Here is a 17,580-nt window from a genome sequence, read left to right as displayed (position 1 = left end):
CATCCTTTCTTATGCCAGGAAATTATTCTTTGCTGCAGCATTTAATCCTGCTAAACGGCCGGTTACCAAAGCTGAAGTGATATTATAGCCGCCCGTATATCCGTGAATGTCCAAAATTTCTCCGCAGAAATATAAGCCATTCATGAATTTACTGGCCATTGTTTTTGGTTCAACTTCTTTAACCGATACTCCTCCGCCAGTCACAAATGCTTTCTCTAAAGAAAGTGTTCCATTAACACGGACAGGGAATTTTTTAATATCTTTGCTTAAAGAACGCCATTTCTCATGGGCGATGACTGCCCCCTGGGAAGAAGGGTCAATCTGGTTACGCTCCAGTAAAAATAATAAATATCTTTCAGGCACTAAACCTTTTAAGCTGTTTTTGACAGCTTTTTTGTCATCCGATTTAATAATTTTAATAATCTGTTGGAATACCTGTTCTTCATTTAAATCAGGGAGCGCGTCAATTTGGACAACGACCTCTTTAAGATTCCATTTTTTGAGGGCCTTTACAACAAATTGGCTGCATCGCAGGACACCTGGACCTGATAGACCAAAATGTGTGAAAATCATATCCATACGATGGGTAATTAATGGTTTTCCTTTAGGATTCATTACGCTGATTGCGACATCGCGAAGTGAAAGACCCTGTAATGTTTTCTGTTTGATAAAATTTTCAGCTGACGTGAGCGGAACCTCAGTTGGGAATAGCTCTGTAACAGTATGTCCAGCTTTTTCCGCCCAAGCATAGCCATCACCGGTTGACCCGGTGTGAGGAACGGATTTACCGCCAACAGCAATGACAACGGAGTCAGCTTCGATCGTTTCGCCTGTTTGTGTCCGAACGCCAATTACTTTCCCTGAATCATACAAAACATCAGCTATAGGTGAGTTTGTGCGTATATCGGTACCCAATTGCTTCAAACGATTCATCATTGCATCCACAACGGATTGAGCTTTGTCATTAACTGGAAACATTCTTCCGTGATCTTCCTCTTTTAATTCAACTCCCAGTTTCTTAAAGAAAGAAATAATTCCCTCATTATCAAATTCAGAGAATGCACCGTACAGGAACTTGCCATTACCGGGAATATGCTTGATAATCTCATCAATCGGCAGACGGTTTGTGACATTGCATCGGCCTCCGCCTGAAATGGCCAGCTTTCGGCCAAGCTTGGATCCTTTATCTATTAATAAGGTGGAAGCGCCGTTTTCTGCAGCTGCTATGGCAGCCATTAAACCGGAGGGGCCTCCGCCTATAATTATTACATCGTATTTCATTATTCCATCTCTTTTCTAAAACATGCTAATATGTTCTATTATAAGTGATTTTATGAATAAGGCAAAAGTCGTAAACAAATTGAAGTTCAATTGTCAAAAAGGATAGAAAAGAGTAAACTACAGAATAGTGAACAAATAAACAAAAAGACTCATGAAAATATATTTCTTACAGGTTAAGGGAAAGAGTGAAAGGGATTGTTACATGTCATCGAAACTTATTAGAGGCACTTTTATTCTAACAGTTGGTATGGTTTTATCGAAAATACTCGGATTGTTTTATGTTATTCCTTTTAATCAAATTGTCGGCAAAGAAGGAATGGCGTTATACGGCTTTGCGTATATCCCCTATACGATTTTCATCAGTATATCAACGGGAGGGATTCCCCTCGCGGTGGCCAAATTTGTGGCCAAATATAATGCAATGGGTGAATATGCAGTTGGGCGTAAGCTATTTGAATCAAGCCGAAAAATAATGATGTTAACGGGGATTTCGGCTTTTCTCATTATGTATGTTAGCGCCCCTGGATTGGCTGCCATGATGGATACGCAAAAATTTTCCGTTGAGGATGTTACATCGGTTATACGGGCTGTTAGCTTTGCTCTGATCCTTGTACCTTCGCAAAGTATATTGCGTGGGTTCTTTCAAGGAAATGAGTCAATGGGGCCGACAGCTGTTTCCCAGGTTATCGAGCAGATAGCACGAATTATATTCCTGCTGGGCGGTGCATATATTGTCCTGAATTTAATGGGCGGAGATGTCGTACAGGCTATGAGTGTGGCAACATTTTCAGCCTTTATTGGAGCGGTTTTCGGATTTCTTGTTCTCTTATGGTATTGGAAAAAGCGGAAACGTCATCTCGATAAACTTTTGAGCGAAAGTAAAAATGAAATAGATATATCTCTTAAAGAGATCTATAAAGAAATCATTGTTTCCTCAATACCATTTATTTTTGTTGGTTTGGCTATGCCTCTATTCCAGTTAGTTGATACGGTTACTTTTAACAGAGCGATGGTATCAATTGGAGAAAAGGCAACAACAGATGTGGCTTTTGGTGTTTTAAATGTATCGACTCAAAAGCTTGTCCTTATTCCAATGACACTTGCTACGGCCTTTTCGTTGTCCATTGTTCCTAGTGTAACGAAATCGTTTGTTGAAAAGAATTGGAAGCTATACAAACAACAATTAACAGAAACGTTCCAAACTTTGCTGTTTATTTTGATACCGGCAGTTGTAGGAATCAGTGTTTTATCTGAGAGCGTATATGGATCGTTTTATGGATTTCTTGATTTAGGGTCAGAAGTATTGAAAGTTTATGCACCGGTTGCTATTCTATTTGCTTTATTTTCTGTTACAGCTGCAATCATGCAGGGAATAAGCCAGCAGCGTTTTACAGTCCTTAGTTTATTGACTGGGATATTAATAAAACTGAGCCTTAATATTCCGTTTATAAAAATGTTTGAAACGAATGGGGCAGTTTATGCGACTGCAATTGGATATACGGTCAGTACACTTATTAATTTATATGTAATTTATTACTTTACTGGTTATCGAATAAAATCTGTGCTGAGAAGGGGATTATTATCACTCATATTTGCTGGGGTTATGGCCTTGGTTGTATGGAGTCTGGATCAGGTCCTGTCTTCCTGGATAGGTTCAAAAGGTCAGATGGATGCGGTTTTCAGGGTGGCGATTACTGTTCCAGTCGGGGTCCTAATCTACTTTTTCTTATCCATTAAAAGTGGTCTATTACATGTCATTTTTGGAGAGCGAACGGATGGACTATTGCGCAAGCTAAAATTGAGCCGTTTCACGAGAGGGAATTAATCAAATTAAAATGTGAAAGTTTAACTTTAAGGCCTGCTTATTATTTAAAGCAGGCCATTCTCATAATTAGTATCGCATTCCAAGTGCTCGTTCAATGCGGGATACACGTCGATCAAGGCGTTCAAATTGGCGCTCCAGACGTTCAAAGCGGTTTTCAAGCCGATCTATACGGGCATTAACTCCACCTAAGCCAGGAAATAGGCCTCCTGGTCCAGGAAAACCGGCTGGCTGTGGCAATTGTCTATCATCTTGTTCGTTAGAGGGTTGTTGTTGATAATCCATAAATTTAGAACACTCCTTCAATTTATATTCAGCATTAGTCTATTCAAAAAAGGAAAATGGGTGATTTTAGGATGAGAATTGATAAATTATTGGCTAACTCCGGTTATGGAAGCCGGAAAGAGGTTAAACAATTACTTAAATCAGGGGCAGTTCTTTGTAATGATGTAAAAATAAGCGATGCTAAAAAGCATGTCAATCCGGATGAGGATGTAATTACCGTTTATGGAGAGCAAGTCAACTATAAGGAATACATTTATTTGTTAATGAATAAACCGGCCGGATACATATCTGCCACAGAAGATGACAGGCTGAAAACGGTGCTTGATTTATTGGAACCTGAAGATGCAAGTAAAAAACCATTCCCTGTTGGAAGGCTGGATCGGGATACTGAAGGGCTGTTGGTTCTTACAAATGATGGGCAGCTTGCTCATGAGGTGCTTGCTCCCAAAAAACATGTTCCTAAAACCTATTACGCAGTTATTCAGGGGATTGTAACCGAGGAAGATATTGAACAGTTTGCTAAGGGAGTTACATTGGATGATGGATATGTAACGAAACCGGGAAAATTAAGGATTCTTACAAGTGGTCCAAGATCTGAAATAGAAGTCATCATAACAGAAGGAAAATATCATCAGGTTAAACGGATGTTTGAAGCTGTAGGAAAAAAAGTAGTGTATTTGAAAAGAATTAAGATGGGCGAGCTTGAGTTGGATGAGAGCTTGAAAACAGGAGAGTACAGAGAAATGACTGAAGAAGAGATCAACCTATTGAATACACGTACTCCGGAAAAAGAAGACCGTTAAAAAGCGGTCTTCTTTTTGTAGGAAAAACTGTTTAAATCATTACGAGGTTAATTTAACTTTCTTTTGAGTGGTGGTCCACTTTCCACGACTGGGGCTGACAACAAGTTCGTTATAAGCCAACACATTTAAGTCCCTCTGAATGGTGCGTGGAGTAATTCCAAATTCATCCACTAATTCTTGGGTTGTTACCGTGCCGTTGCGGACGATGAACATATAAATGGACTTAATTCTGGTAAGCATACGGTTTGTTGAAGGTTTCAAAAAACCACTCCTTATGGATAGTTTCCAATGGCAACATTCCAACCTGCAAGGTATAAAGGCTGTTAACCATCCCACTTAACTAAGTTATCACCTATACAGCACTCCTTTTTTAGGACTTCAAAATACAAGTCCTTCTAGTACTATAATACCCCTCTCTAAATTTTAAATCCATATTTTCCAATAAAATAAAATGAAAATTCACTTAACTATATCTATTTTTGCGATACAGGCACTATGACAACAATACGATATATTTTATTTATTACACTATAAAATATGAACGGCACAGTCATGTGGTTCAACAAAAAATGCTAATCATGCTGAAATTCGATATAATAACGATAAATGATATGACAAAGAAATGAGGGTCACTTTTATGGATCTTAATTGGCAAAAAGAAGTGGAAATGAGAAAAAATGATTTGATTGCCGACACCCAGAAATTACTTCGAATTAAAAGTACACTGGATGAATCTGCATCAACTACTGATATTCCTTTTGGTCCTGGAATAAAGGAAGCGCTTGATTTTATGCTTCAGCTTGGAGAAAAAGACGGTTTTACCACTAAAAATGTTGATAACTATGGAGCTCATTTGGAAATGGGAAACGGAGATGAGCTCCTCGGTATACTTGGACATTTGGATGTAGTGCCTGAGGGAGAGGGCTGGACCAGCGACCCTTATTCAGCAGATATTCGGGATGGAAAAATATTTGCACGTGGCGCGATCGACGATAAAGGACCAACGATGGCTGCCTATTATGCGATGAAGATCATTAAAGAAATGGGCATCGATTTAAATAAAAGAGTTCGATTGATTTTGGGTACGGATGAAGAAAGTGACTGGCGCTGTATGGATTATTATTTTGAAAAAGAAGAAATGCCAACGGTAGGGTTCGTGCCGGATGCTGATTTTCCAATTATCTATGCAGAAAAGGGGATAGCAGATTTCACAATGGATATGAAATCAAAAAGTATACCGGCTGAATCCTTTGTTGTGAAAAGCTTTGAAGCGGGCCAGCGTTTTAATATGGTACCAGAGGCAGCTAAAGCAACTATTTCTCTTAATTTCGATGAGGCGAAAGAGTGGAAAGAAAAATTTGCAATGTACTTGAAAGATCATAATTTAAAAGGTACATATTCCATGTTAGATAATGAGGTCATCTTAACGATGGAAGGGATATCTGTCCATGGTATGGAGCCTGATCTTGGACTTAATGCAGGTCTTAAGCTGGCGGATTTTCTATTCACCATGCCTTTACGTGGGGATGACCGTGCATTTTTTGAATTCATCCATCAGTATTTGAGCAGTGAATCCAGAGGAAGAAAACTTGGTGTAGCTTATTCGGATGATATTACCGGTGATTTAACCATTAATTATGGAATTATTACATATAGAAATGGCGAATTAGGTAAGATTGCCTTCAATATGCGTTATCCTGTGACATATGATTTTGAGAATGGATGGAAAACGATTGAGCAAATCGCTGATAAGCATCAATTTACTGCGACTATAAAAACCCATTTGGGACCTCACCATGTGGATGCAAATAGCCAATTGGTTAAAACTTTGCAAAAAATTTATCACGAGCACACAGGGGAAGAACCTGAGCTATTGGCAATTGGCGGCGGGACGTATGCGCGTGCGCTGAAAAATGCGGTTGCCTTTGGCCCTTTATTTCCGGGGAGGGAAGATGTAGCTCATCAAAAAGACGAATACATCATGATTGACGATTTATTAAAAGCAACAGCTATGTATGCACAAGCTATCTATGAATTAACAAGATAATCTATCACAAGGGGAGTTGGGGGAAATGGATTATATTGTTCACAATGGCGTCCTTTCGAAAAGAGAAACAATTGCCATCGATATAGAAGATCGTGGGTATCAATTTGGGGATGGTATCTACGAGGTTATACGGATTTATAATGGAAAGCTATTTGCGTGGGAAGGGCATAGCAGGCGTCTGTTTGCAAGCGCACAAAAGATCGGCATAGAGATACCCTACAGTCCGAAACGCCTTAAGGAGATTATTGAGGAATTGGTTCTTAAAAATGAGCTGACTACCGGTACTGTTTATCTGCAATTTACACGGGGGGTTTCACCGCGGAATCATGCTTTTCCAGGTAAAGAGGTGGTACCGACCTTTATCGCTTATACAAGAGAATCTGAACGTCCTGTTGTACTGATGGAGTCAGGTGCTGAAGTCTGTATTATTGAAGATAAACGGTGGCTTAATTGCGATATTAAAAGCTTGAACCTTCTCGGTAATATCCTAGCCTTTGAAGAGGCGGTTAAACAGGGATGTAAGGAAGCGATTTTAAACAGAGATGGCATGATAACAGAAGGCAGTCATACGAATGTATCGATTATAAAGGATGGTATTCTGATTACTCATCCTGCAAACAATCTAATTTTAAATGGGATTACCAGGCAGTTGGTTTTAATGCTTTGTGAGGAGCTTTCAATTCCTTACGAAGAAAGACCATTTACACCTGGGGAATTAATGTCGGCTGATGAGGTATTTCTGTCTGGTACCACATTAGAAATTATACCCGTTGTAAAAACCAACGGACAAGCGGTTGGAAAAGCCCCATATACTACAACAAGAAAGCTTCAGAAAGCCTTCCTTGCTAAAATTGAAAATGAATGCGGAAGATTAAAGTAAATGGAAAAGAGTTCAGGGAATACTAACCCTGAACTCTTTTTTGATTAAACATTTTTATTCAAAATCGTCTAAATAGTTAAAATAGAAGGGTGGACATTATGTTAAAATATGAAGGAGATAGGCCGATGAATAGACAGAATCATTATTTTTTTGCAATTGAATTACCTAAGGAGATTAAAGAATCATTGCACCAATGGGCTGCTGAATTAGAACGTATGTATGCATTTAAAAGCTGGGTTCATCCAAGCGATTATCATATTACTTTAGCATTCCTTGGCAGTGCCTCTCATAGTATGTTGGATGGTGCTGTGAATTTATTGAAGTCAAGAGCAGAGCAACTTGTTTCATTTCCATTAACGATTAAAGGATTGGGTACATTTGGTATGGTGAATCAGCCAAGAATTCTATGGGCAGATGTGAGGAAACAGCCGATCTTATATGAAGTGCAGAAGAACGTATGGAATGCTTGTACAAGTATCGGCTTTAAGTTGGATACAAAGCCGTTTACACCGCATGCTACGATAGCAAGAAGATGTATGGAGGCAATGGAAAAAGACAGTCTAAGACAACTAGAAGACTCTCTCCCATCTATACCAGAATTTCAGGTACAGCATCTCGTTCTATATCAAACCAATAGCCAATCTATTCCTAAATATGAACCGATCATTAAATTTCCATTGGTGTAAGATATTCATAAACGTAATGGTAGGTTGAATTGATTAAAACATGAAGGCTTTATTGGTCATGATTATGCACATCTAAAATGACCATATAGATTTTAAAGAGACTAGAAAAGGGCAGGGGAAACGGGATGGGACAATTAATTAAACTGCAGGATTATGTATCCCGTTATGAACAGGATATTTATCATTATTCCTCTCAGTTTGTCCGCTTAAAAAAACAGCAGTGGACTAAACTAAAGCAGGCTTATGAAGAAGGAGATATCAATGACTGGCTGATTGGCGGAGAAAACAATGAGATATATCAAAATCAGGATGATCCCATTAAAAAGAGAACTCTCTCGGAGACGTTTAAGAAGATATTTACTAAAAGAGAACAAAGCGAACCTTTTCACGTTCATGAAGGGCAAACTGTTTCAAACAGAGAACAGGAATTGGGACGGTTTTTGAAATTCCCCCCACGAATAGAGAGCGATTTAAAACAGCAATTTTTAGATCGGATTTTTAATTTTCAGCTTAAATGGGCGAGTTCAACCTTAAGAGAAAAATCTGTAGTAAATGCCAATTATGTATATGACCAGAAACTGCGTTATTTTTTGCAACGCTTTCCTGATAACTGCTTAATTCTTTACAAGCCTGTCTTTCAGTTTAAAAATGCACCGGTAGAATTGGATATTCTGCTTATGACGCCTACGGAAATATGGTGCTTAACTTTTCTTGAAGCAGAAGAGGATGCCGTATTTTTGGCGGACAGGGGAAGGTTTTGGACAAGAAAACATCATAATCGGGCAGACAAAAAAGTGTTAAACCCGTATATATCCATAAATCGTATGGAAAGAATCATTAAGAGGATCTTAGAAAGCAAGGAGATTGATATGCCAATCAGGAAAGGAATCATTTGTCGTAATGGATATATCGATGATGTAAATGCCATCCATACAGAGATAATCATCGACAAGCGTTCTTATGCAAGATGGTTTGAGGGCATACGTAATAATCAGTCTCCTATAAAAAACCAACAGCTTAAGTCAGGTCAGGCTCTATTGGACTACTGCAGTACAGCCTACACTATTAGAATGGATTTGGAAGAGGAGTTGGAGGAGCTTGATAGAGAGAGCGGTTTATAGGGAAGCTTTAATGAGCAAGGAGAAGTTCAATTTCATTATAAATCCTGCCGCGAAGAATAGGGGAAGCTTAAAAATTTGGAAAAAGGTAAAAAAATACCTAGAACGTGAAAATATCCATTACCAATATAGGTATACAGAATATGAAGGACATGCCTGTAAAATCACTAGAGAAATTTTGGAAAAGGAGAGTGATTCGTTAATTATTGCTGTAGGTGGAGACGGGACGATTCATGAAGTCATTAATGGTGCTGTCGGATATAAAGAAGCCAGGATATCTTATATTCCTGCAGGATCCGGAAATGATTTTTCAAGAGGATACCAGATTGATAAAAATCCGACTAAAGCATTTAAAAAATTGTGTCTAAATAGTGAAAAAATGACACCAATCGATCTAGGATCCTATAAAACTGACAAACAAGGGTATTTTATGAACAGTTTGGGTATGGGATTGGATGCAGCAGTTACAAAAGCTGTAAATGAGTCGAAATCAAAATATTACTTTAATAAAATAGGCGCTGGAAAGCTTGTTTATTTATATTTCTTTTTTATTAAATGGTTAACATATAGACCAATTGATGTTTCTCTTTCGATAGATGGCCGGGACCTCAACTATAAAAATGTTTGGCTTGTTACGACATCCAATCAGCCCTATTTTGGTGGTGGAATAAAGATTTCACCAAACTCGAAACCAGATGACGGGCTTTTTCATATCATAATCGTACATAATATTTCCAAATGGAAACTGATACTTATGTTCGTCACAGTAGTTTGGGGCGGCCATCTCAAAATAAGGGGAGTACAGGAATTACAAGGGAAGAATATAAAACTTTCTTCTGAGCAACCAGCATTTATTCATGCAGATGGCGATTATATTGGCAATGATAAGGTAGTCGTTAATATGCATCATCATAAAGTAAATATTGCAGCTTTAGGAGAGTGAGTATTGTGTATTCAGATAGGTTTTCAGCTTTTTTGGACGCATTAAACAAAATTACCATCTTAATTCCACTTAATTATCGTGATAACGAAACCCCGACCTTTACGATTTATTTCGAAGGTCAAAAAATTGGCGTATTAAAGGTTGAAGAGGTCGTTCGAATAGAGCATTACATTAAATATATATGTACGGCTCCATTTGAAATACCGCTCGGTGAAGAGTATCAAATAGAGGATGATAAAGGAATAGCCTTTGGACTTCGGACAGGTGCAGTAATCCGGACTCCTGAATTTGATGAACATTATCATTATGATGGAAATGATTTAGGCGCTGTCTATACAAAAGAAAAGACAGTGTTTAAGCTATGGGCACCAACTGCTACCAGTGTAAAGGTTAAGCTAATCAATGATTTTGGGGCCGAAAAAGGAACTGTGGCGATGCAGCGGGGGGAAAGAGGAGTATGGTCATTAACGATTCATAATGATTTAAAGGGTTATTTTTATTCTTATTTGGTTCGTGTCAATTATATTTGGAGAGAAGCAACCGACCCATATTCGAAGGCTGTTTCTGTAAATGGCCAATACAGCGCTATTATAGATCCCGAAAAAATCGAAAGACATTCCTATAAAATTCCCACGTTAGACAGCCATGTCGATGCAATTATCTATGAAACACATGTACGCGACTTTTCTCATCATAACAACAGCGGCATGGATGCCAAGGGGAAATACTTGGCGTTTACAGAAGAAAATACGAAAACAAACAAAGGATATTCAACCGGGATCAGTTATTTAAAGGAACTTGGAGTTACTCATATTGAACTCTTGCCGGTTAATGATTTCTCAGGGGTTGATGAAACAGTCATTGGTAAGGAGTATAATTGGGGTTATAATCCGCGTCATTTTAATTCTCCAGTAGGAGTCTACAGCACAAATCCGCATCTGCCGTTCAATCGAATAGAAGAATTAAAGGAATTGATTAAGAGTCTTCATAAAAATGGACTTGGCGTTATTTTGGATGTTGTTTATAATCATGTATTTCAAAAGGAATTGTCTAACTTTGAGAAAATCGTACCTGGCTATTATTTCCGCTATGATTCAAACGGAATGCCTTCAAATGGCAGCGGCTGTGGAAATGATGTAGCATCAGAACGATTTATGGTCCGAAAATTCATTATAGCCTCCATTAAATATTGGTTGGAGTATTTTCAGGTTGATGGATTTAGATTTGATTTAATGGGCTTACTAGACTTGGATACGATGAAGGAAATAGAACGTGTGGTAAGAGAAATAAGACCGGATGCCATTCTCATCGGAGAAGGCTGGGATTTACACACAGCACTCCCTGCTGAGCAAAAATCAACGATTGCAAATGCTCATAAATTAACGGGTATTGGATTCTTTAATGATCGCTTTAGAGATACGATTAAAGGAAGTAATTTTGATTTAAAAGATATCGGCTATATTTCCGGTAAAAGAGTAGAGCCGCATGATTTCTTTGAGCTTGTGACCAATACAGGTACCGAATATCCATTGACATCGGTACAATCAGTCAATTTTGTGGAATGTCATGATAATCACACATTATGGGATCGCCTTCAGGTGGCTAATGGGTTGGAGTCAAATGAATTAAGGCAGCGCCGTCATCGTTTTGCTACAAGTATTGTCTTGCTTTCACAAGGTATTCCATTTTTGCATAGTGGACAGGAATTTTTTAGAACAAAACAAGGAATCGAAAATAGTTATTGTTCACCGGATTGGATAAATGAACTTAATTGGGATCTAAGAGAGCAACATGATGAAACAATATCTTATTTAAAATGCTTGATACAAATTCGAAAAAGCCATGGTGCATTCCGTTTTCGAACACGTGAAGAAATAGAAAGACATATGAAAATTGTCGATATTCATGTTAATTGTCATGCCCTGATGTATGAAAATGTCGGTGAATATGGAAGCTGGAAAAATATTTTAGTAATCTTCCACCATGCTGAAAAGGAAACAGCAATCACTCTGCCAAATGATACTGAATGGGATATTCTTTGTGATAGTTGTGCTGATGGACAAGGAGACCGTATAATCAGGAAAAGCATAAGAGATTATACCCTTGAACCTTTGCGAACATATGTGTTTGTTCAGGAATAATAGTCAGGAACACTTGACGAATGTGTCCCTAACCTACTAAAATTTAATAAGATGGCTATTGGAAAAAAGCAGTCAATGGCTGTCTTTTTTATTTTTACATACAACCATGCCAGAATAGATTAGATTATTGAAGGTGAATACCATGGATTATTTAGGGCAAGAGTGGGAGATAACCCCTGCCGGAGGAGCAACAGGTGAAGCGTTTATTGCCAGGCATGATGAGCAAAGACTATTTTTAAAAAGGAATTCGTCTCCTTTTTTAGCTGTGCTTTCCGCTGAAGGAATAGTGCCAAAACTGATCTGGACCAAGAGGCTTGAAAATGGAGACGTGATTACTGCTCAGGAATGGATGAATGGTAGAGAATTACATCCTACTGAGATGAGTGAAGAAGCGGTTGCTGAATTGCTTCAGAAAATCCATCTTTCTAAACCTTTATTAAACATGCTTCGACGCCTAGGTAAGACAGCCCAAACACCTACACAAATCCTAATGTCCGTAAAAAATTCCCTTGATAAGGAATTAGAAAATCATCCAAGTATTCAAAATACGATTGAATTTATGGAAAGACATATACAGGATGTCAACAGTGACCAGCAAGTTGTATGCCATGGTGATATTAATCATAATAATCTCCTTATTTCTGACAATGGTGATCTATATTTGATTGATTGGGACGGTGCAATTATCGCAGATCCGGCTATGGATATCGGTATGCTATTATATTCCTATGTTAAACAAGAGCATTGGAAGGAATGGCTATCCAAATACGGATTAGAGCTCACTGAAGACCTTAAGTTAAGGATGAAATGGCATGTGCTTGCACAGGTTATACAAAATATAGTCTTGCACAAACGAAAAAACCGGTTGCATGAAATGAACCGGTATATCGAATATTTAAAATTTGCTCAGGAATATTGATCAATGTCTCGAACCCAGCCAGAGAGTTGCTGCTGGTGTGCTTCTATATGACTTTCCAGGTTGGCGGCATGTATACCGCTTTGGCTGTATTGGTAAATCTCATCAAGTACAGCTTTTGTATTTACATCAAGACCGGGTTGAACCATCAGGGATTTAACAGTTCTCTCAAGCTGTTCAACTTCTGATTGTGAACCGCAGCAATCTTCTTGATGATTATTTAAAATATCTTTTACTAACATCCAATGATGATTTTGTGATAATGGCAAATTATCCACAACCCTTCTCTTCATATTCAATTTTAGGTTGTGAAAGTTTAGCCAAATTTATTCATATTTAACCGGCATATGCCGGTTTTTATTATGTTTTAACTAATAAGCATGGTATTTTATGAAATGTTATGCTACTCTTTTTTTACGTATTTTAGCGGAGGTGCACAAATTTGAGACAACGTTATAAACCATGGGCTAAGGATAAGCTAATGGCCAATCCTTATTATTGCATTCAGGAGCCGACTACTAAAAAGGGTTCATGGAATGAAGTGTTTGGGAATAATAATCCGATTCATATAGAAGTAGGTACTGGTAAAGGACAATTTATTAATGGTATGGCTGCACAAAATCCGGATATTAATTATATCGGTATTGAATTGGCAGAGCGTGTGATTGTTACAGCACTTGATCGATTGCTGGAATCTAATCTTCCAAATGTGAAGTTGCTGAATGTGAATGCCGAAGAGCTTCCAAATATTTTTGCAGAGGGAGAAGTTTCCCGTGTTTATCTGAATTTCTCTGATCCATGGCCTAAGAAACGTCATGAAAAGAGAAGATTGACGTATAAGACATTCCTTGATCTATATAAAGGAATTTTGCCGGAGCATGGCGAAATTCATTTTAAGACAGATAACAGAGGATTATTTGAATACTCACTTGTAAGCTTCTCGCATTATGGGATGACATTAAATGAAGTGAGCTTGGATTTACACAACAGTGATATGGAAGGCAATATTATGACTGAATATGAACAAAAATTTTCAGCAAAGGGCAATCCAATTTATCGTTGTGAAGTCTCCTTTTAATCCTATGGTTTTTTGATCTGTCAACACACTTATAAAAAGGGGCTTATAGATTATGGAAACTTTGCAATTTGGTAAGTTTACATTAACCTGGTTGAATGGCGGAGATACTCATATGGATGGTGGAGCCATGTTTGGAGTGGTTCCGAAACCATTATGGTCAAAACGTTATCCTGTTAATGAATTGAACCAAATAGAGTTAAGGTCGGACCCCATCTTAGTACAGACAGATCATAAAAATTATTTAATCGAAGCTGGCCTCGGCAAAGGGAAGCTGTCGGAAAAACAAATTAGAAATTATGGTGTCAGTGAAGAGTCCAAGCTCGAGGAATCCTTGAGCAGGCTCGGAATGACCTATTCGGATATCGATGCAATTCTGATGACTCATATGCATTTTGATCATGCCTGTGGGCTGACTGGTTATCAGGAAGGCGAATTGATCAGCCTATTTCCTGAGGCAACGATTTATACCTCGAAAATTGAATGGGAAGAACTTCAGAATCCCAATATTCGTTCCCGTAATACCTACTGGGAAGAAAATTGGAAGCCAATTGTTACACAGGTCGAAACATTTGAAGGTGAAGTATTAATCACTGAAGGACTGAGGATGATTCATACAGGCGGCCACAGTGACGGTCACAGCATTATCGTGCTCGAGGACAATAATCAACAATTAATTCATATGGGAGACCTTATGCCAACGCATGCCCATCAGAATCCTCTATGGGTGCTGGCTTATGATGATTACCCGATGGATTCCATACATGCAAAAGAGAAATGGATTAAACAAGGAATTGAAAATAAAGCATGGTTCACTTTTTATCATGATTATGCTTACCGTGCCATCAAATGGGATGCAGACGGAAAAGGAATAATCGAAAAAGTTGAGCGAAATCGACCAGAATAAAGGCTGTCCGGTAGGTCACTTGTTGGTGACTTATCGGCGCTTTTTTTTACGGGCTATTAGTTTAATGTGGTGGTATGCTGCGGTTATGAGGCATCCAATATCTAAAATTCCCGCTCAATCAATATCTTTTTCGCTCATAAGAGGGGAAATTCGCTCGATAAATTCTGCTTTCGCGCATAAAATAGGGGAAATCGCTCAATAAACCTTGCTTTCGCTCATAAAAAGGGGAAATCGCTCAATAATTCCTGATTTCGCGCATAAAATAGGGAAAACATATAATTCTCCTTCAAAATTACTACTATCTTATTGAAACGCCTAATGAAATAAAAAAATAGAAGGGGGAAAAGTGATTTTCCTCCTTCTACCATTTTTAATTAATGTACTTGTTCGTAAAAATCGATGATTGTTCCTGTTGTTGCATCCGCTATAAATTCATACTGCGTAGATTCAAGGCCTTCTTGCTTTGTAAGCCCACCTTTGTATACATCATAATCCAATTCATTTTTTGTATACTTTTCAGGCTTCATCATAATCCATGAGCCTCTGATGGTCTCTCCGCCTTGTCCAAGTGTACTTTTAATAGTGGACAAAATCTTTTCAGGAGAAGTAATATTGCTTTGATTTGTTAATTCTTTAACGACATAACCTGCTGCAAATCCTGCTGCAACACCTGAAATAAATGTTTTCCAATTCACTTATATTCCTCCAATCAAATGGGTAATAGCTGTTATTTAACATTTGCTTGGTTAATCTATTCCCGTTCATTATACATTTTAAGCTTAAATAGTGCCATCTTTTAACCAACAAACTCCATGTATGTGGTATTTGGAAGTATGATTCTGTAGAATGAGAATAGAGATTATAGAAAATAACATGGTAAAGGGGATACATATATGAAGCAATCTACTCTAGATTTATTTAAGACTCTTACCGAGATTCCAGGAGCACCTGGATTTGAACATGAAGTTCGTTCGTTTATGAAAAAGGAATTATCCAAATACACAGATGAAATCATTCAGGACGGCCTTGGCAGTATTTTTGGTGTGAAACGCGGAAATGACCAAGGACCAAAAATTATGGTTGCCGGACATATGGATGAGGTTGGTTTTATGGTAACCTCTATTACTCCTGAGGGGTTACTTCGTTTTCAAACGCTTGGAGGCTGGTGGGGTCAGGTGTTGCTGGCACAAAGAGTGCAGGTATATACTGAATCAGGCCCTATTATCGGTGTTGTCAGTTCGATTCCGCCACATTTGCTGAGTGAGGCCCAAAGGTCCAAACCTATGGAAATCGGTAATATGCTGATTGATATTGGTGCTGATGATAAAGAGGATGCAATTGCAATGGGAGTGAAACCAGGTCAGCAAATCATCCCATATAGTGAATTCACTCAAATGGCCAATCCTAAAAAAATTCTGGCAAAAGCATGGGACAATCGGTATGGCTGCGGATTGGCGATTGAACTACTGGAAGAGCTTCAAAATGAGACATTGCCTAATATCCTATACAGCGGTGCTACTGTTATGGAAGAAGTCGGTACGAGAGGCGCGGGTACAGCGGCGACGATGATTGATCCTGATATCTTCTTTGCATGTGATGCAAGTCCTGCAAATGATATGTCAGGCAGTAAATCTGTATTCGGTTATCTCGGAAAAGGTCCATTACTTAGAATATATGACCGTACAATGGTCATGCATAAAGGGATGAGAGAATTTATCTTGGATACTGCGGAATCGAATCATATTCCATATCAATATTTTGTTGCTCCAAATGGGGGGACAGATGCAGGGAAAGTACATATTACAAATCGCGGTATACCAAGTGCCGTAATTGGTATATGTTCACGGTATATCCATACGCATGCCTCCATTATTCATATTGATGACTATGCTGCAGCAAAAGAATTATTGGTTAAATTAGTTAGAAGCTGTGATAAAACAACCGTTGAAACGATTAAACAAAACGGTTAATAAAAGAGTTGAGAAGGCAGAGGCATCTATCTGTCTTCTTTTTTAAAGAAAGGATGCAGATTAATGGTTAAAATTGCTTTGGGCACTAAAAATCCGGCGAAAATTAAGGCTGGAGAATTAGCGGGCCGGGAGTTATCAGCTGAGCTTGTTCCGGTTAATGTATCATCTGAGGTAAATGAACAGCCATTCTCGGATGAAGAAACAATTGAGGGTGCTTTAAATAGAGCAAGAAATGCGATGAAGGAAGTTCAGGCTGAATTTGGGCTGGGTCTTGAAGGCGGAGTGGTGAAAACGCCTTATGGATTGTTTATATGCAATTGGGGAGCACTAGTCACGAAAGAAGGCAAAAGCTTTGTCAGTGGCGGTGCACGTATCAAATTACCGGAAAGTATTGCTGAGGAGTTATACTCGGGCAGAGAGCTTGGGCCGGTTATGGATGAATATACAAAGAAACAGGATATCAGGAAGTCAGAAGGAGCTGTTGGTGTATTCTCAAACGGCCGTATAACAAGAGATCGTATGTTTGAGCACATTATTGAATTATTAGTTGGTCAGTATGAGTATCATTTAACAGTAAAGAAGTCGTGATGAGGAGAGTTTAGGAGTCTTAGTATTTTTCATCTTCTGATAGACGCTGAATTTCTTCATGTTTCTTTATTTTGGAAGAGAAGAGCTTCGAAATAATAAACCCGACGAGGGAGATAAT

At 38.4% G+C, this 17,580-nt stretch carries 18 protein-coding genes; 13 read left to right on the top strand and 5 right to left on the bottom strand.

Features of this window, described 5'->3' with window-relative positions; translation table 11 throughout:
- Nucleotides 1-9 precede the first annotated feature (9 nt).
- A complete protein-coding gene (locus FHY47_RS14935; RefSeq protein ID WP_139892780.1) occupies nt 10-1,281 on the bottom strand; it encodes a BaiN/RdsA family NAD(P)/FAD-dependent oxidoreductase in 1,272 nt (423 codons plus the stop codon).
- Between the two features lie 202 nt (nt 1,282-1,483).
- Between FHY47_RS14935 and FHY47_RS14930 the strand changes: the two genes are divergently transcribed.
- Nucleotides 1,484-3,106 carry a putative polysaccharide biosynthesis protein gene (locus tag FHY47_RS14930; protein WP_066109124.1) on the top strand — a complete coding sequence of 541 codons (1,623 nt, stop codon included), beginning with the start codon at nt 1,484-1,486 and terminating at the stop codon, nt 3,104-3,106.
- A 66-nt stretch (nt 3,107-3,172) separates the two neighbouring features.
- Here the strand turns inward: FHY47_RS14930 and FHY47_RS14925 are convergent, their stop codons facing one another.
- Complete coding sequence (locus FHY47_RS14925) at nt 3,173-3,388, bottom strand: hypothetical protein (protein WP_066109121.1); 216 nt, start codon at nt 3,386-3,388, stop codon at nt 3,173-3,175.
- Between the two features lie 71 nt (nt 3,389-3,459).
- Between FHY47_RS14925 and FHY47_RS14920 the strand changes: the two genes are divergently transcribed.
- On the top strand, nt 3,460-4,191 hold the full coding sequence (locus tag FHY47_RS14920; RefSeq protein WP_066109117.1) for a pseudouridine synthase: 732 nt from the start codon (nt 3,460-3,462) through the stop codon (nt 4,189-4,191).
- 39 nt (nt 4,192-4,230) lie between these two features.
- Here FHY47_RS14920 and FHY47_RS14915 read toward each other — a convergent pair whose 3' ends face one another.
- Nucleotides 4,231-4,452 (bottom strand): DeoR family transcriptional regulator, encoded by a 222-nt coding sequence (locus FHY47_RS14915; RefSeq protein WP_049669825.1) that lies wholly within the window; start codon nt 4,450-4,452, stop codon nt 4,231-4,233.
- Nucleotides 4,453-4,828: 376 nt separating this feature from the next.
- On the opposite strand from FHY47_RS14915, the gene pepV reads away from it, so the two are divergent.
- From pepV to FHY47_RS14880, 7 genes are all read left to right on the top strand, one after another.
- A complete protein-coding gene (pepV, locus tag FHY47_RS14910; protein ID WP_066109114.1) occupies nt 4,829-6,238 on the top strand; it encodes a dipeptidase PepV in 1,410 nt (469 codons plus the stop codon).
- Between the two features lie 25 nt (nt 6,239-6,263).
- Entirely contained in the window at nt 6,264-7,118 is an 855-nt protein-coding gene (dat, locus tag FHY47_RS14905; protein ID WP_066109109.1) for a D-amino-acid transaminase, read from the top strand.
- A gap of 125 nt (nt 7,119-7,243) precedes the next feature.
- Nucleotides 7,244-7,804 (top strand): RNA 2',3'-cyclic phosphodiesterase, encoded by a 561-nt coding sequence (gene thpR / locus FHY47_RS14900; protein WP_066109270.1) that lies wholly within the window; start codon nt 7,244-7,246, stop codon nt 7,802-7,804.
- Between the two features lie 125 nt (nt 7,805-7,929).
- On the top strand, nt 7,930-8,925 hold the full coding sequence (locus tag FHY47_RS14895) for an NERD domain-containing protein (RefSeq protein WP_066109106.1): 996 nt from the start codon (nt 7,930-7,932) through the stop codon (nt 8,923-8,925).
- A gap of 10 nt (nt 8,926-8,935) precedes the next feature.
- Complete coding sequence (locus tag FHY47_RS14890) at nt 8,936-9,865, top strand: diacylglycerol/lipid kinase family protein (RefSeq protein WP_148631032.1); 930 nt, start codon at nt 8,936-8,938, stop codon at nt 9,863-9,865.
- Nucleotides 9,866-9,870: 5 nt separating this feature from the next.
- Nucleotides 9,871-12,006: a type I pullulanase gene (gene pulA / locus FHY47_RS14885; protein ID WP_175354318.1), complete on the top strand. Its 2,136-nt coding sequence runs from the start codon at nt 9,871-9,873 to the stop codon at nt 12,004-12,006.
- Nucleotides 12,007-12,148: 142 nt separating this feature from the next.
- Nucleotides 12,149-12,925 carry a phosphotransferase family protein gene (locus tag FHY47_RS14880; RefSeq protein WP_066109102.1) on the top strand — a complete coding sequence of 259 codons (777 nt, stop codon included), beginning with the start codon at nt 12,149-12,151 and terminating at the stop codon, nt 12,923-12,925.
- Here the strand turns inward: FHY47_RS14880 and FHY47_RS14875 are convergent.
- On the bottom strand, nt 12,913-13,215 hold the full coding sequence (locus FHY47_RS14875; protein ID WP_077248185.1) for a YtzH-like family protein: 303 nt from the start codon (nt 13,213-13,215) through the stop codon (nt 12,913-12,915). The genes FHY47_RS14880 and FHY47_RS14875 overlap by 13 nt on opposite strands.
- Before the next feature lie 149 nt (nt 13,216-13,364).
- On the opposite strand from FHY47_RS14875, the gene trmB reads away from it, so the two are divergent.
- Together trmB and FHY47_RS14865 are read left to right on the top strand one after the other, a co-directional pair.
- Nucleotides 13,365-14,000 carry a tRNA (guanosine(46)-N7)-methyltransferase TrmB gene (trmB, locus tag FHY47_RS14870; protein ID WP_066109099.1) on the top strand — a complete coding sequence of 212 codons (636 nt, stop codon included), beginning with the start codon at nt 13,365-13,367 and terminating at the stop codon, nt 13,998-14,000.
- Between the two features lie 52 nt (nt 14,001-14,052).
- On the top strand, nt 14,053-14,904 hold the full coding sequence (locus tag FHY47_RS14865) for a YtnP family quorum-quenching lactonase (RefSeq protein WP_066109096.1): 852 nt from the start codon (nt 14,053-14,055) through the stop codon (nt 14,902-14,904).
- Nucleotides 14,905-15,278: 374 nt separating this feature from the next.
- Here FHY47_RS14865 and FHY47_RS14860 read toward each other — a convergent pair whose 3' ends face one another.
- Complete coding sequence (locus FHY47_RS14860; RefSeq protein WP_139892783.1) at nt 15,279-15,599, bottom strand: hypothetical protein; 321 nt, start codon at nt 15,597-15,599, stop codon at nt 15,279-15,281.
- 198 nt (nt 15,600-15,797) lie between these two features.
- On the opposite strand from FHY47_RS14860, the gene FHY47_RS14855 reads away from it, so the two are divergent.
- Entirely contained in the window at nt 15,798-16,874 is a 1,077-nt protein-coding gene (locus FHY47_RS14855) for a M42 family metallopeptidase (RefSeq protein WP_066109090.1), read from the top strand.
- Between the two features lie 63 nt (nt 16,875-16,937).
- Entirely contained in the window at nt 16,938-17,462 is a 525-nt protein-coding gene (locus FHY47_RS14850) for a DUF84 family protein (protein WP_066109087.1), read from the top strand.
- Nucleotides 17,463-17,580 lie beyond the last annotated feature (118 nt).

The organism is Bacillus sp. E214, assembly GCF_008087365.1.
GTDB lineage: Bacteria > Bacillota > Bacilli > Bacillales > Pradoshiaceae > Pradoshia.
Note: the sequence above shows the minus strand (reverse complement) of the source record. Positions and strands in the feature narration are given on the sequence as shown.

What these genes read in the sequence shown, in the direction of transcription:
- FHY47_RS14925 (WP_066109121.1), bottom strand. Translation starts at nt 3,388, where the DNA reads ATGGATTATCAACAACAACCCTCTAACGAACAAGATGATAGACAATTG.
- FHY47_RS14920 (WP_066109117.1), top strand. Translation starts at nt 3,460, where the DNA reads ATGAGAATTGATAAATTATTGGCTAACTCCGGTTATGGAAGCCGGAAA.
- FHY47_RS14850 (WP_066109087.1), top strand. Translation starts at nt 16,938, where the DNA reads ATGGTTAAAATTGCTTTGGGCACTAAAAATCCGGCGAAAATTAAGGCT.
- pepV (WP_066109114.1), top strand. Translation starts at nt 4,829, where the DNA reads ATGGATCTTAATTGGCAAAAAGAAGTGGAAATGAGAAAAAATGATTTG.
- FHY47_RS14895 (WP_066109106.1), top strand. Translation starts at nt 7,930, where the DNA reads ATGGGACAATTAATTAAACTGCAGGATTATGTATCCCGTTATGAACAG.
- FHY47_RS14935 (WP_139892780.1), bottom strand. Translation starts at nt 1,281, where the DNA reads ATGAAATACGATGTAATAATTATAGGCGGAGGCCCCTCCGGTTTAATG.
- FHY47_RS14865 (WP_066109096.1), top strand. Translation starts at nt 14,053, where the DNA reads ATGGAAACTTTGCAATTTGGTAAGTTTACATTAACCTGGTTGAATGGC.
- FHY47_RS14930 (WP_066109124.1), top strand. Translation starts at nt 1,484, where the DNA reads ATGTCATCGAAACTTATTAGAGGCACTTTTATTCTAACAGTTGGTATG.
- FHY47_RS14880 (WP_066109102.1), top strand. Translation starts at nt 12,149, where the DNA reads ATGGATTATTTAGGGCAAGAGTGGGAGATAACCCCTGCCGGAGGAGCA.
- thpR (WP_066109270.1), top strand. Translation starts at nt 7,244, where the DNA reads ATGAATAGACAGAATCATTATTTTTTTGCAATTGAATTACCTAAGGAG.
- FHY47_RS14890 (WP_148631032.1), top strand. Translation starts at nt 8,936, where the DNA reads ATGAGCAAGGAGAAGTTCAATTTCATTATAAATCCTGCCGCGAAGAAT.
- FHY47_RS14875 (WP_077248185.1), bottom strand. Translation starts at nt 13,215, where the DNA reads ATGAAGAGAAGGGTTGTGGATAATTTGCCATTATCACAAAATCATCAT.
- dat (WP_066109109.1), top strand. Translation starts at nt 6,264, where the DNA reads ATGGATTATATTGTTCACAATGGCGTCCTTTCGAAAAGAGAAACAATT.
- FHY47_RS14855 (WP_066109090.1), top strand. Translation starts at nt 15,798, where the DNA reads ATGAAGCAATCTACTCTAGATTTATTTAAGACTCTTACCGAGATTCCA.